The following is a 14,612-nucleotide window of genomic DNA, read 5'->3' as shown; positions in this document are numbered from 1 at the left end:
ATAACCACAACTTGTTTGAAGACATTCTAGGGATAATTTATATTCGATTTTTCTAAAAACTACTTTCATTGTACTTTTGGAATTGTTTCATCAAATAACCTCATGCTAATTTTATCGACCCAGGCAATAAGCGGATATACAGATTTTCTTGCACACCTAGCTGCGTTGGTGGTAGATTATTTGCCTAGGTTGCTGGGAGCTATTTTGGCATATATTGTCGGCACTGTGTTAATCCGATGGATTTCCTCAGTGGTCAGACGAGCTTTAATGGCCAGAGATTTCGACCCATCCTTACAATCTTTTTTGGCTTCTCTGATTCGCATGTCTTTGATTATTCTATTGCTCCTTTTTGTTTTTAGCATCCTAGGGGTGAACATGACCTCCTTTGCAGCCATACTCGCAGGGTTGGCTGTAGGTGTTGGTGCCGCACTTAACGGAACATTGGGCAATTTTGCCGGAGGAGTAATGATGTTGATTTTTAAGCCGTTCAAACTTGGAGACCAAATAGAGGCACAGGGGTTCACCGGCAGGGTGATTGAACAAGGAATTTTCAATACCTACTTACTAAGCAATGAAAATAAAACGATAATTCTTGCTAATGGAGCCTTGTCCACCGGCACTATTGTTAACTTGACTTCTTTTGGAAACTTAAGGGTGGAAATTCTGATGCCCCTGAACTTAAATAATGATTTTGAAAAAGCTAAAAAAATAGCTCTTTCAGCAACAAGGACCGTTGAAAAAGTATTGTCCGACCCCCCTGCTGAATTTCAAATACTCAGGTTCTCTGAAAACAGTGCTACAATTGCTGTTAGACCATTTTGTAAAGAGGATGATTACTGGCTGGTCTATTTTGAAACCCAGAAAAAAGTGAAAGAAGCTTTTGACGAAAACCAGATTACTTTTCCTCTGACAGAGAATAAAATTCAAATTGTCCCATTACCTAAAGGTTCATGATAAATCTAGCTTGCATATTACCCAATATTTGATATTACCTTCTTTACCTACCTTTGTCGACTTATGAAATCACGAAACGCTTATTTATTTTCAGTAATTGTTATTCTATTCATATTATTCCTTGACCAATCCATCAAGATTTGGGTCAAGACGCACATGCATCAAGGGCAGGAAATTCTTATTTTTGGTCAATCCTGGGCAAGAATTCACTTCGTAGAAAATGAAGGCATGGCATTTGGATTAAGCTTTGGAGGTGCAACTGGCAAACTTGCCCTGAGCATTTTTAGAATATTGGCGGTGCTTTTTTTATTTTACCTGCTTGGCAAGCTTATCAAGTCGAAAGAAAATCCTGCTCTGATTCTTGCCTTTTCTATGATTCTTGCTGGGGCATTGGGGAATATCATTGATTCAGCATTTTACGGAATGTTATTTTCTTATTCACCTTTCCATGGCGGAGTTGCCGAATTTTTACCTCCTGATGGAGGATATGCGCCATTTTTAATGGGTAGGGTAGTGGATATGTTTTATTTTCCCCTTATCCAATCTACATTCCCTTCCTGGGTCCCGATATGGGGAGGTCAGGAATTTGAGTTCTTTAGACCGGTTTTTAATTTGGCAGACTCCTCAATCTTTATCGGAATTTCTTTGTTTCTAATTTTCTATCGTAAATTATCCCCTGAGAATATGTCCGTAAAAAATGAATTAGTAACTGATAATCAATTAGATATAAACAAAAAAGCTTCCGAAACCGAAATTCCGGAAGCTGCCGAATAAAAAATTTGCCTTTTGTAAAATTTGACCTTAGGCAGATTTTTTACTGGTTCCTATAAAATTTTTAACTGCTTGTTGTGCTCGGTATACACACTCGTAATTGATTTTACAGTGCACATACTTTCCCACTTTTTCTGTCTGCAACACCCCTGCAAGCTTTAAAATACTGAGATGCTGTGATGTCACAGATTGCTCAATTTTCAAAGCATTGTAGATCTTGTTTACATTTACAATACCTTGCTTGTCAATAAATTGCAGAATTTGCAGGCGCAGTGGATGGGCTAATGCCCTCATCAGCTCACAGGAATAGTCGAGCTTAACTGCATTGAAAGTTACCTTAGTCTTCTTCATTGAAGTTTCTTATTTTGATTTTCGTAGTTATGACCTTGACAGCACAAATATCTAAAGATATTTTTAATTTCAAAACAAAATATTAAAAAAATTTAATATTTGTTGTGTGGTCATTTAAAACAAGTAACGTAAGGTAATTGCTTTATTCAAAAAAAGAAGACTTTAAGAGGTTCCTGATTTTCTATCCAGCCAATTCTTCAACAAGCTTGGATATTTGGTTCAAACGATCACGATCCAGAGAATAATAAATAAATTTACCTTGCCTGTCGGTCGCAACAACCCCTGCTCTGCGCAAAATGGCAAGATGCTGTGAGGCTACAGATTGCTCCAACCTCAACTTGATGTAAATGTCGGTTACAGTGAGCTTGTCCTGCTCTTCCAACAGGTCAATAACCCTTTGCCGAAGCTTGTGGTTGACAGCACGCAAAACCAATACGGCCTTTCTAAGATCCGCATAATCGAGCTGAATTTCTTTGCCACCCTTTTTCAGTGTAATCGTTTCGTTTTTTTTATTCCTCATGTCACAGAATTTAATAAAATGTGCAATAACGAATAAGGATTATCCAAAAATGTGCCAATTTTGGAACCAATGGGATTTATTTTAGTCACCGAATTTTGATATTCTGTTTTATTATATACATCAATACCTCTTATCCAGTTTTAGTTCAATGAGTTAGGTAACTTTTGCTTCGCCTTGGTAATGTTTGGGTCCATCAAATATTCTGGTACCGACTTCTGAATTGAGTCAAACCTGCCCTTATTAAAACTGCTGAATCCCAAATCTATTTGATGCCTTGCTAAAAGAGAAATACTTTTCATAAATATTTGATTATCAAATATTTGAAAATATATTTCGTTTAGATCTGTACCTACTATAAGTGCATTATCTGATTTTAAATGATGCGTAAGATAAAAGGTATCATCAATTCTTGTTGACTGAATCTCCTTCATTAAAGTACCGTCCTTTTGGAAAAGACAAACAAAATAATCATCCTTTCGAATTGACTTTGCGGCAATTATGGTTTGAACCTCATTAGCAATAGAACTTTTAACCACTTCTACCAAAAGCCTCATTCCATTAATTTGGATCAGAGGTATATTCAAACCCACACAGATACCTTTTACAGTGGCAAGACCTGCTCTGAGAGCAGTATAAGCTCCTGGACCGGTGTTAATACTGACAGCCTCTATTTGCGTTAACTTAAACCCAGATTCACTGAGACATTCCTGGATACTTAAATTCAGGAATTTAACCGGATCTGCTGCCTTCTTATTGATTTCACTGACAATCCTTCCCTCACAGGACACTGCAATGGAACAGGTCATACCAGAAGTCTCTACATGTAAAAGCTTACTCAAGCTAGTTTGATTTTCCTTTTAGGATGCCATTATACTTTTCCTGATCCCCTATAATTTTTATACCTTCTTTGACCAAAGGGTCATGTTGTAATCGGTTTAGTAGCTTACCACTTTCATAAAATTTTCTGGAAACCAGTTCCTCTCCTATTATAAAACCTATAAGATCCTTGTGCTTTTCAATTTGAATCCACTGATCCTGGTCAAGTTCCTTTTTAATATGCCCAAGTTCCTCGGTTAGCCCATTCGAAGGGTTATCTAATGTTAAATCCTGTAATTCCTTCAGTTTTTGCTCTAAAACTGATCGATCATCAAACTTACTGCTTTTTAGAAAATCTATAAATTCATCGGTTTTTTCAAATTTAAAACTCTTGGCATCCGCAGGTGGTGGATTTTTCAGCAGGTAATCGGTACAATAATTAAAAATCCAACTTTCATCTATCAATTTTTGGACAATTATAGGGTAGTCCGCTTCTTTCAATTCAATGTCTGGCTTCACTCCTCCTCCGTCAAATACAATTCTTCCATTTTTTGTTTTAAAGGCTGATCTCAGAGAATCTGACAAATGAACTTTCTGCCCATTATCATATCTCACACTCTGAATACATCTGCCAGATGGAATATAATATTTGGCAATTGTTAATTTAACTTTTGCATTATAACCCACATCCTTGGTGTTCTGAACCAAACCCTTACCATAAGAAATTTGCCCAATAATGACCCCACGGTCCAGGTCTTGTATGGCTCCACTAACAATTTCAGAGGCAGAGGCGGAGTTTTTGTTTATCAAAACAACCAAGGGTATATTCTCATCTACAGCCCCTGCCATTGTGCTGTAATTCTGATCAGTCTCTTTTAATTTACTTTTAGTGCTTGCTATAAGTTGCCCTTGGGGAAGAAATGTATTACAGACATTGACAGCCTCGTGCAACAATCCACCACCATTCTCCCTGAGGTCCAGTATGATTCCCTTCATTCCTGGATTCTCTTTTTTTAGTTTAACTACTGCTTCTTGAACATTTCTACCGGCATTTTCAGTAAACGTTGCCAAAGTTAAATACCCTACCTGATCATTTACCATACCAAAATATGGTACATTCGGTATATTTACCTCATCCCTGATTAATTTTAATGTTCTTGTTTCTTTTTCTCCGGGTCTTTGAATCTTAATTTCGACCTCTGACTTGGGTACACCCCTCATGATTTGGTAAAGATCTTCACTCTCCTTACCCTTGGCGTCAAGTCCATTTACTTCAAGGACCCTGTCCCCTATCTGCAACCCGGCTTTAAATGCCGGGTAATCTTTATAAATTTCAGTGATGGTAACATAATCTCCGATTTTCTTGGCCTTTGCCCCAATACCGTTGTAGCGGCCTTCCAATACAAGTCGGTAATTTTCAATCTGGGCCTCAGAGATATAATTAGTAAAAGGATCAAGAGTGTTTAACATGGCATCAATCCCAGCCTTCATCAACTTGGATGGGTCGGTCTCATCTACATAATTTGCATTGATTTCTTTGTACACATTTGCAAAAATTTCTATGTTTTTGGTAATCTCAAAATACTTATTATAATTCCACGCCGATCCCAGACACAGAATAAAAATGATTGCAAAACCTAAAGGCCATTTTAATTTATCCATTCTTAACATACCAAGTCGTTTCAACCTTAAGTACAAACGCCGAATGAAAAGGTTTAGTGTCGTATTTACAATTGAATCAATTATCTTTTCCTAAATCTTAAAAGTCATACAAAAAAGAGAATAATCCCAATATGGGGATAAATCCATTCCTGCATAATTTCCGGAAAAACAAAATTTTATTCTTTATTGCTTCCATTTTTTGCAAGAAATAAATTTTTAGCAAATTATTTTTTGAATTATAAAAATTTTATGTCAATCTTAATTTTATCAAGCAGTTTTCGAGTGATATTTCATAGAGATTTTCATACCTTACAACATTCAAATAAACCACATAAAACAATTCAAAAATGAGCACTGATCCCAAACACATCAGAAATGTAGTTTTGCTGGGCCACTCCCATTGTGGCAAAACCAGCATGATTGAAGCAATGCTTTATGAGTCAAAAGCAATTACCCGCAGAGGAACTGTGGAAGCCGGAAATACGGTATCCGATTTTAGTGATATTGAACAGGAAAGAAGAGGTAGCTTATTCAGCAAACTCATGCATGTCAGTTGGAAGGAGTCTAAAATCAATCTTGTAGATACCCCGGGGTCAGATGATTTTGTTGGTGAAATATTGTCCTCCATGAAAGTGGCCGACCTTGGTATCATGGTTTTGAATGCTGCTCATGGTGTAGAAGTTGGAACTGAATTGATTTGGGAATACAAGGAAAAATTTCAACTTCCCGGAATGTTTGTAATTAATCAATGCGACCATGAAAAAGCCGATTTTGAAAGTACCTTGGAACAAGCTATAGCAAGGTTTGGCCCAAAATTAATCCCTTTCCAATATCCGGTTAATACCGGAAAGAGTTTCAACGCTATTGTTGATGCCTTAAGAATGGTGATGTATGAATTTAGCCCGGATGGGGGGAAACCTATAAAAAAAGATATTCCACCTTCTGAATTGGACCGGGCAAATAAAATGCACAATGCAATTGTAGAAGCGGCTGCCGAAAATGATGACACCTTAATGGAACATTTTTTTGAAACAGGGAATTTGGAAGAATCTGAACTCGCAGAAGGCCTAAGAAAAGGTATTGCTAAGCAGCAGTTGTTCCCCGTATTTTGTGTCTCTTCCATTAAAAATATGGGAACAGGGAGAATCATGGGATTTATCAACGATGTTTGTCCTTCCCCTGCAGACAGACCCCTTACCAAACTTACTAAAGGTGAATTGGCAATTTCAACTTCTGGGCCTGCTACAATTTTTATATATAAGACCTTTAGCGAACCTAAAGTCGGTAGAATTTCTTACTTCAAAGTATACTCCGGTAAAGTGAAAGCCGGCGATGAACTAATCAATAATTCCAATAGGGGACACGAAAGAATTAATCAGATCTTTGTTTCAAATGGAAAAAATCGTGAATCTGTCAATGAATTGGTAGCTGGCGATTTAGGCGCCTTGGTGAAATTAAAAGACAGCCATACCAATAATACTCTGAGCATCAAAGGCAATGATATTGAGATTGAACCTATTCCTTTTCCAGAACCAAGAATCAGAACCGCAATCCACACGGAAAATAAAAATGATTTGGAAAAATTGGTCAAGGCTATTCATGAAATTCAGGAAGAAGATCCAACGCTAATTTTCGAACAATCCATGAGGCTTAAACAAAATCTTTTACATGGGCAAGGACAAATGCATCTCGATCTTGTAAAATACAGAATAGAGAAATTACATGGACTGCATATGGATTTTGTTAAACCAAGAATACCTTATCTCGAAACCATCACAAAATCCTCAGATACCTCCTATCGCCATAAAAAACAATCAGGAGGGTCAGGCCAGTTTGCTGAAGTGCATATGCGCGTTGAACCATATTATGAAAATATGCCTGAGCCGGCAGGGTTAACGGTAAGAAACAAGGAAATTGAGGAATTGGAGTGGGGTGGAAAATTTGCATTTTATTGGTGTATAGTGGGTGGTTCCATTGATACAAAATTTTCAAATGCAATTAAGAAAGGAATCATGAACAAGATGATAGAGGGCCCTCTAACTGGTTCATATTGCACCAACATCAGAGTTTCTGTGTATGATGGTAAAATGCATCCTGTAGATTCCAATGACATGGCTTTCCAGATTGCAGGTACCATGGCATTTAAAGAAGCTTTCCAGCATGCCGGGGCCCAAATTATGGAACCGGTTTATGACCTTGAAATATTATGTTCAGATGAAGTGATGGGTGACATTATGGGTGATTTGCAAACCAGAAGGGCAATCATTGTTGGAATGGATTCTGATGGACATTATCAGAAAGTTAAGGCCAAGGTCCCATTATCTGAAATGCATAATTATTCTTCATCACTTAGATCTCTTTCTCAAGGTAAAGCCAAATTTTCCATGAAGATTGCAGAGTATGCGCCGGTATCTCCGGACATCCAGCAAAAACTCTTGCAAGAATATCAGGCGATTCATAAAGAAGCAGAAGAATAAAAACTAATTTTGTTTAACCTTAGGAATAAACTTAAGGTTCGTTCAATCAATATCCATTGGAGATTTTCTTTGATGCAAAAAGGCTTTTCTATAATTCAACCGGTTTAGGTAATTATGCAAGATGGTTGATTAAATCCTACCACGAGCATCATCCGGAAGATTCAATAAACCTTTTAAAACCGGGATATAAATTTTCTCCTTGGCAAGTTGAGTTTGAACTGAACGGAATAAAAAGAATTGAATATCCAAATCCTTTGGGAATTAAAAGAATTTTTGGTCTTGGTGAATACATTCCGCCAGGTAAAATATTTCATGGACTAAGTGGCGAGATACCCTATTTTAAAAATAAGAGATCTATTAAAGCTTTAGTCACCATTCATGATGTAATTTTTCAAAATCGCAAAAACGATTATTCTCTAATCGATCGAAATATCTACCATCTCAAAACCAAATATGCAGTACACCACTCTGCTCATATCATTGCGATAAGTCAAAAAACCAAATCAGAGTTAATCAGATGGTACAATGCTGATCCAAATAAAATCACAGTAATATACCAAAATTGCGCCCCTCAATTCTATCAGGATGTAGATTCAAAATCCAAAATCCTATTTCAAGCAAAATATGGATTACCATCTAATTACTTTATTTCTGTTGGCAGTTTTAATCTCAGAAAAAATCAACTAAGCATTTTAAAAGCTTTAAAAACAACAAAATTATCAGACCGAATGCCGGTTGTATTTATTGGAGAAGGCAACATGAAAAATAAATTCAGAAAGACAGTTTTAGAAATGAATTTAGAAAACTATTGCTTTTTTCCAGAAAACGTAAGCTCAAATGAACTGTGTGTAGCCTATTCAAATGCACAGGCCTTAATTTACCCTTCATTAAGTGAAGGCTTTGGAATCCCGGCCGTGGAAGCTTTGGCAATTGGAATACCTGTGATTTGCCACGAACATACGGCTGTCGAAGAAGCCGCAGGAAGCGGTGGAGTTTTTATTGATACCTCTGAACCAGAATTATTAGCCCATAAAATGGTTGAATTAGCACATAATTCTGAATTAAGGATTGATCTTATAAATAACGGAAAAGCTCATATTAAAAATTTTAGCGAAAAAATCAGCATGAATCAACAAAAATTTATTTACAACATGTTAGCCTGAATTATAACATATTCTATTGTTATTGATATATTTATACAATTCACTTGATTATATATAAATAAAAAAAATATTTTTTTTATAGAATTGGTACGGTTTTTACATAATACCTAACAGATTTCATTCTTAAAATTTTAGGTTTCATTCTCATTCATTCAGCGGCGCTAGATAAACGATTTAGCGCCGTTTTTTTTTAAATGATTTTTACTATTGGATGAGTTGCGATTTTTCAAATAGAAATAAAATCCAGAATTTATTGGATTACTAAAATTTGAATACCATTTGAACCTAAAATCAATACAGGACAGGAAACTTCATAGCATAGATTAGGAATTGTAAAACACTAATTACAATTAGAAGCTCAACTAAATAAAACCCCTTAATTACCGAGTCATTTGAAAAGAGAAATGTCCGTTTGAAAAATTTCACCTATGATCTTTATGAAAAAAGGAAAGACCGGCGAAATAGAATTATTTTGTTATAAAAAGGTAGGAAAATTTTAAAATCACTTTTAGTGTGGATAACTCTTTTTTCTATATTTTCCATAGAGTACTTTCACTTCGAAGTGATGTTTAAATTCTATTAGGGTATTACTAAACAAAAATAATTTATACTAAAACTTAAATCACAAGAGGGCTAAAAAAGTGTTGATTTTTTTATGGAATATCTCTAAACTTATCCATTAAAAAACCAACACCTTTAACTTTTAATATTTTGGAATTACTTTTTTCCGTAATTCATGCCTATTTCAATTTTCTCTTGAGATTTTAAATCGGCATGCCCCTTACCATACATTTTACCCAAAATAGGAGCTATGGTTAATCCAACTAAACATGTCAACTTAATTAATATATTCATGGAAGGACCTGAAGTATCTTTGAAAGGATCTCCGACCGTATCTCCAATCACAGCAGCTTTATGTGGTTCAGACCCTTTGTAATAGGTTACTCCATCTATTTCTACACCGGCTTCAAAGGACTTTTTAGCATTATCCCAAGCTCCACCAGCATTGTTTTGAAAGATGGCCCAAACCACACCACTTACACAAACTCCAGCCATATATGCTCCCAATGGCTCAGGGCCCATAAAAAACCCGATCAATATAGGCACAACAATAGTAATTAGACCGGGAAGCATCATTTCGCGAAGTGCTGCTTTGGTTGAAATTGCTACGCATTTGGCATATTCAGGCTTTCCTGTACCTTCCATGATTCCTGGAATCTCTCTAAATTGCCTCCTGACTTCATTCACCATTTCCATGGCGGCTTTCCCCACAGAACGCATTGCCAATGCCGAGAATACCACAGGGATCATTCCTCCAACAAACAATGCGGCGAGGGCATCAGCTTTAAATATATTAATACCGTCTATTCCGGTAAAAGTTACATATGCAGCAAATAAACCCAGAGCAGTTAAAGCTGCAGAGGCAATTGCAAAACCTTTTCCTATTGCGGCAGTAGTATTACCCACAGAATCCAGAATGTCGGTTTTCGTCCTTACCTCTTTGGGTAACTCACTCATTTCTGCAATTCCACCCGCATTATCTGCAATTGGTCCAAACGCATCAATGGCTAATTGCATAGCAGTCGTGGCCATCATTGCCGAAGCCGCAATGGCAACTCCATAAAATCCGGCAAAAGAATATGCACCCCAAATGGCCGCAGCAAACAATAGAACAGGTCCAGCAGTACTTAACATTCCTGAACTCAAGCCACCAATAATATTGGTCGCCGCCCCAGTTCCCGATTTTCTTACAATATCTAAAACCGGTCCTTTTCCAAGACCTGTAAATAATTCTGTTAACCATGAGATCGCTCCTCCCACAAATAGCCCTATCAAAACCGCATAAAAAACTTCATTTGGACTTACACTTACATCACCTTTACCGAAGAATTTCATGGTCATAGTTTCTGGAAGCATCCATTGAATTAGAAAATAAGAGGCTACTCCGGTTAATGCAATTGAACTCCAATTCCCCAAATTCAAAGCGGATTGAACCTCCTGCTCTCTTGCCTGATCATTTTTAACCTTAACCAAAAAGGAACCTAAAATAGAAAAAACAATACCCAGACCCGCCAGTAACATCGGTAACAGAATAGGACCTAATCCTCCAAATTTGTCTGTGGCCGTGATATTGCCTCCCATGTCTCTTATTACATAATTTCCTAGCACCATAGCGGCAAGCACCGTTGCAACATAAGAACCAAAAAGATCTGCACCCATTCCTGCAACATCACCAACATTGTCTCCAACATTATCTGCAATGGTAGCAGGATTTCTTGGGTCATCTTCCGGAATGCCAGCTTCTACCTTCCCTACTAAATCCGCGCCTACGTCTGCAGCCTTAGTATATATTCCTCCTCCGACCCTTGCAAATAAAGCAATTGATTCAGCTCCAACTGAAAAACCCGCCAATACCTCAAGAATTATACTCATTGCTTCCACTGGTTCGCGGCTAATACCTTTTATAGTAACTACACCCCAGGCTCCACCCATAAAATACATAAAAAATAGGGCAAACAAACCACATAGGCCCAACACGGCTAATCCAGCAACACCCAAGCCCATAACTGTTCCTCCTTTAAAGGATACCTGTAAAGCCTTTCCCAAACTGGTCCTCGCTGCTTGTGTGGTTCTGACGTTTGCTTTTGTAGCTATCTTCATCCCTATATACCCGGCACTTACTGAAAATATTGCGCCTAGGATAAATGCAACAACGATAAGCCAATGGGTGGTATCCACCAAGCTACTTAAAACGCCCAATAAAGTTCCTGCTATCACCACAAAAACTGCCAAAACTCTGTACTCTGCCTTTAGAAAAGCCATTGCACCTTCAGCAATGTGGTCTGAAATACCTTTCATTTTGGCATCTCCCGGATCTTGCTTAGAGACCCAATTATATAAATAGGCCATATAAAGTAAGCCAAGAATACCAAATAATGGTATGAGGTAAACAAGATTTTCCATGGTTATCACGTTTTTTGAGCCGCAAAGATAACGGAATTATCAAAAATCCAAACTAAGGCCACTATTGGATCATTTTAATCGTTAAGGATAATAATAACAATTACTGAATTGTCCTGTTGTTTTTGGAGGAAACACATAGCTTAAGTGAATTGAAAAGGAATGTGTAAGGATTTTAAAAACTATTATGAATATATATTTCCAAGTTTATTTAAACCAATATTTTTGAAGCCAATGATTTATAAATTAAGATTAGATGTTTTTTTAATTTTTACAATTATCATCATGCTAAGTTCATGTAAAAATGAAACACAAAAAGAAAGTTCTCCTACTTTGGGAGAAGTAAATATCGGTTGTGATAAAAGTTTGCAAAACCTTATCTTACAACAAGAGAATATATTTGAAAGAGAATACCCATATGCAAAGGTGGAATTGAGTTTTCAAAATGAAACGGACTTGTTCAATAAATTCTTTTCTGATTCTGTTCAAACTATTATTACATGCAGAAATCTAACAGATTCTGAAAAGGAATTTTTGCACAAAACACAAAACATTCATCCGCGAGAATTTCCATTTGCCACCAGCGCTCTCGCTTTTATTTCATTAGCTTCCAATGTGGATAGTTCCATAACTTATGAAGAAATTATAAACATTGTCAAAGGAATTAAAAATAAAAGCAATTTTGATAACCTTGTGATTGAAGATAAGCAATCCGGATTGGCTAAAGATCTGATGAATAGAGCCAATGTAGCCGAACCATCAAACCAAATGTTTGCTCTTAAATCTAAAGAAGAAATATTAAATTATATCTCAGCCCATGAAAATTCACTTGGTGTGGTGGATTGGAGCGAATGGAGTGATTCCGATAATACAGTGGCAAAGGCCAAACTAAAAAACTTTAAAATCATAAAAGTAAGCAGACCTGTGGATTCCGTGCAAAACGGATTCTTAAGTCCATTCCAATATTTGCTAAGTCAGGGGAATTACCCTTTTACAAGAGATCTTTATGTGATCAGCAGATCTGGAAAGTCAGATCTTGGTTTAGGTTTTGCCTCTTTTATTGCGGGAGAAATTGGTCAGAAAATTGTTCTCAAATCGGGTCTTTTACCCAAATACCAATCTGACCGATGGATCGAGTTAATAAACATGGATCCAAAGGTTGTTAAATGATTTAATCTAAATTTAACAATGAATTCCGAACGGTTAATGCTTTTTTTGTGTCCAATGGATAAATGGCGGTCTGCCTGAATTCTAAATTAAATTACCATGAAAACAATTAATTTTGCCAGCTTTAAAATTAACCAAATGAATAAGAATAAATTTTTAATTTCTTCTATATTGCTGTTTTTCAATGCTTTAATAATGAATTCCCAATCCTTACAGGATGGAATTAAACAATTGGAAAACGAAAATTATTCTGCCGCACTGAATACTTTTACACAATTGAATGTCTCAAATCCCAAAAATCCAATTTTTGCATACTATATCGGAGAGGTGCATTATGCTTTGGAAAATTTTGATGCTGCAAAAACAGCATACCAAATCGGGTTAAATGCAAGCTCAAAATGTGATGAATGTCGCATTGGATTAGGCAAATTGGAACTAAGTAATGGTAGAATTGCTGAAGCAAAAAAATTATTTGAAAGTGCCCTGAAAGGAAACAGCAAAAATCATCAAATCATAGCCCTCGTTGGAGATGCCTATCTCTACAATAAAAAACCCTTGCCTGATGAGGCCCTTGAATATTTAACCAGAGCAAGAGATCTTGATCCGAAAGTGGCTAGATATTGGATTCACTTAGGAGATGCGCAACTTGCAAAATCAGACTTAGGGTCGGCAATGACTTCCTATGAAACTGCTGTCGAAAAAGATAAAAGTGATCCTGAAACCTATGTGAAAATGGCAAGGATTTGGAGCGCAAGTAAAAAATATGATCTTGGCATTGAAAAACTTGAAGCTGCCATTGTCCTTAACCCTGAATACGCTATCGCATATAAGGAACTTTATGAGCAGTATATAAAAAATAAAAACTACAACAAAGTACTTCCAATATTGGAGAAGTATGTTGCTCTTTCAGGTGATGATGTTGGAGCTAAAGTACGACTTGTAAAATTCCTTTGCTTTCAGGCAAAAGACTATGAAAGAGCTATTTTAGAGGGTAATAAAATAATTGCTACCAATCCTGAACAGTATTCCGTTTACAGGTGGTTAGCGTGGTCCTATAGTGAGACAGATAAGGCAGAAGAATCTTTTAAAGCGAGTGAAAAATTATTCGCCGCTGTTGAGGAGGATACATCAAGAAAAACTTTTCCTTCTGATTATGAATATTTCGCCAAAGCTTCCGCTAAACTGAAGAAAATGCAAATTGCCGAAAAAAATTATTTAAAAGTTTTGGAACTTGATTCATCAAGATCTAATGAAATATATGGACTTTTAGCAAAAGCGTATTACGACCAAAAAATGTATGACAAGTCTGCCGAATGGTATGCAAAAAAAGAAAGCATTCAGGCACTCAACAATACAGACCAATACTACTTAGGCTTAGCTCTATTTAATCAGGGGTATTACAGTAAAGCGGATTCAAGTTTTGCTAAGGTTTTAACCGTTACACCAAATTATGCTAATGGTTGGTTGATGAGGGCAAAATGCAATATAGAATTAGATTCAAATCAAATAAATTCACTTGCAAAACCTTTTTATGAAAAGTATATTGAATTTGCCGTTGTAGACAAAGAAAAAGCAAGTGTTAAGAAGAATCTTATCAATGCTTATAATTACTTAGGTTATAGCTCGGTACGTGAAGAAAATTATGCAATGGCTAAAACGTATTTTGAGTTGACTACTGCTTTAGACCCTGCAGATGAAAGAGCTACAGAAGCTCTTAAAATTCTCAATAAAAAATAATTGTATCAAAAATTAAAAGCTTGACTGTTAAAA

At 36.4% G+C, this 14,612-nt stretch carries 11 protein-coding genes; 6 read left to right on the top strand and 5 right to left on the bottom strand.

The features are described 5' to 3' along the window. Positions 1-102: 102 nt before the first annotated feature. Both IPJ83_02655 and IPJ83_02650 read left to right on the top strand, forming a co-directional pair. Positions 103-954 carry a mechanosensitive ion channel gene (locus IPJ83_02655; protein MBK7879448.1) on the top strand — a complete coding sequence of 284 codons (852 nt, stop codon included), beginning with the start codon at positions 103-105 and terminating at the stop codon, positions 952-954. A 63-nt stretch (positions 955-1,017) separates the two neighbouring features. After that, positions 1,018-1,728, top strand: coding sequence for a lipoprotein signal peptidase (locus IPJ83_02650; GenBank protein MBK7879447.1), 711 nt, complete (start codon positions 1,018-1,020; stop codon positions 1,726-1,728). A 27-nt stretch (positions 1,729-1,755) separates the two neighbouring features. Here the strand turns inward: IPJ83_02650 and IPJ83_02645 are convergent, their stop codons facing one another. From IPJ83_02645 to IPJ83_02630, 4 genes are all read right to left on the bottom strand, one after another. Then, positions 1,756-2,076 (bottom strand): helix-turn-helix transcriptional regulator, encoded by a 321-nt coding sequence (locus IPJ83_02645; GenBank protein ID MBK7879446.1) that lies wholly within the window; start codon positions 2,074-2,076, stop codon positions 1,756-1,758. 181 nt (positions 2,077-2,257) lie between these two features. Continuing rightward, a complete protein-coding gene (locus tag IPJ83_02640; protein ID MBK7879445.1) occupies positions 2,258-2,596 on the bottom strand; it encodes a helix-turn-helix transcriptional regulator in 339 nt (112 codons plus the stop codon). Between the two features lie 140 nt (positions 2,597-2,736). After that, complete coding sequence (gene tsaB / locus IPJ83_02635) at positions 2,737-3,435, bottom strand: tRNA (adenosine(37)-N6)-threonylcarbamoyltransferase complex dimerization subunit type 1 TsaB (protein MBK7879444.1); 699 nt, start codon at positions 3,433-3,435, stop codon at positions 2,737-2,739. 1 nt (position 3,436) lies between these two features. Further along, positions 3,437-5,074 (bottom strand): S41 family peptidase, encoded by a 1,638-nt coding sequence (locus IPJ83_02630; protein MBK7879443.1) that lies wholly within the window; start codon positions 5,072-5,074, stop codon positions 3,437-3,439. 347 nt (positions 5,075-5,421) lie between these two features. On the opposite strand from IPJ83_02630, the gene IPJ83_02625 reads away from it, so the two are divergent. Continuing rightward, positions 5,422-7,551 carry an elongation factor G gene (locus IPJ83_02625; GenBank protein ID MBK7879442.1) on the top strand — a complete coding sequence of 710 codons (2,130 nt, stop codon included), beginning with the start codon at positions 5,422-5,424 and terminating at the stop codon, positions 7,549-7,551. A gap of 56 nt (positions 7,552-7,607) precedes the next feature. Then, the gene (locus IPJ83_02620) at positions 7,608-8,714 is read left to right on the top strand and encodes a glycosyltransferase family 4 protein (protein MBK7879441.1); all 1,107 of its coding nucleotides are present in this window, start codon (positions 7,608-7,610) and stop codon (positions 8,712-8,714) included. A 717-nt stretch (positions 8,715-9,431) separates the two neighbouring features. Here IPJ83_02620 and IPJ83_02615 read toward each other — a convergent pair. Further along, positions 9,432-11,678 carry a sodium-translocating pyrophosphatase gene (locus tag IPJ83_02615; GenBank protein MBK7879440.1) on the bottom strand — a complete coding sequence of 749 codons (2,247 nt, stop codon included), beginning with the start codon at positions 11,676-11,678 and terminating at the stop codon, positions 9,432-9,434. A gap of 222 nt (positions 11,679-11,900) precedes the next feature. On the opposite strand from IPJ83_02615, the gene IPJ83_02610 reads away from it, so the two are divergent. Both IPJ83_02610 and IPJ83_02605 read left to right on the top strand, forming a co-directional pair. Beyond that, positions 11,901-12,845: a substrate-binding domain-containing protein gene (locus IPJ83_02610; GenBank protein ID MBK7879439.1), complete on the top strand. Its 945-nt coding sequence runs from the start codon at positions 11,901-11,903 to the stop codon at positions 12,843-12,845. Between the two features lie 96 nt (positions 12,846-12,941). After that, the gene (locus tag IPJ83_02605) at positions 12,942-14,579 is read left to right on the top strand and encodes a tetratricopeptide repeat protein (GenBank protein MBK7879438.1); all 1,638 of its coding nucleotides are present in this window, start codon (positions 12,942-12,944) and stop codon (positions 14,577-14,579) included. Positions 14,580-14,612 lie beyond the last annotated feature (33 nt).

The organism is Candidatus Vicinibacter proximus (assembly GCA_016713905.1).
In the GTDB taxonomy this organism is placed as follows: Bacteria; Bacteroidota; Bacteroidia; order Chitinophagales; family Saprospiraceae; genus Vicinibacter; species Vicinibacter proximus.
Note: the sequence above shows the minus strand (reverse complement) of the source record. Positions and strands in the feature narration are given on the sequence as shown.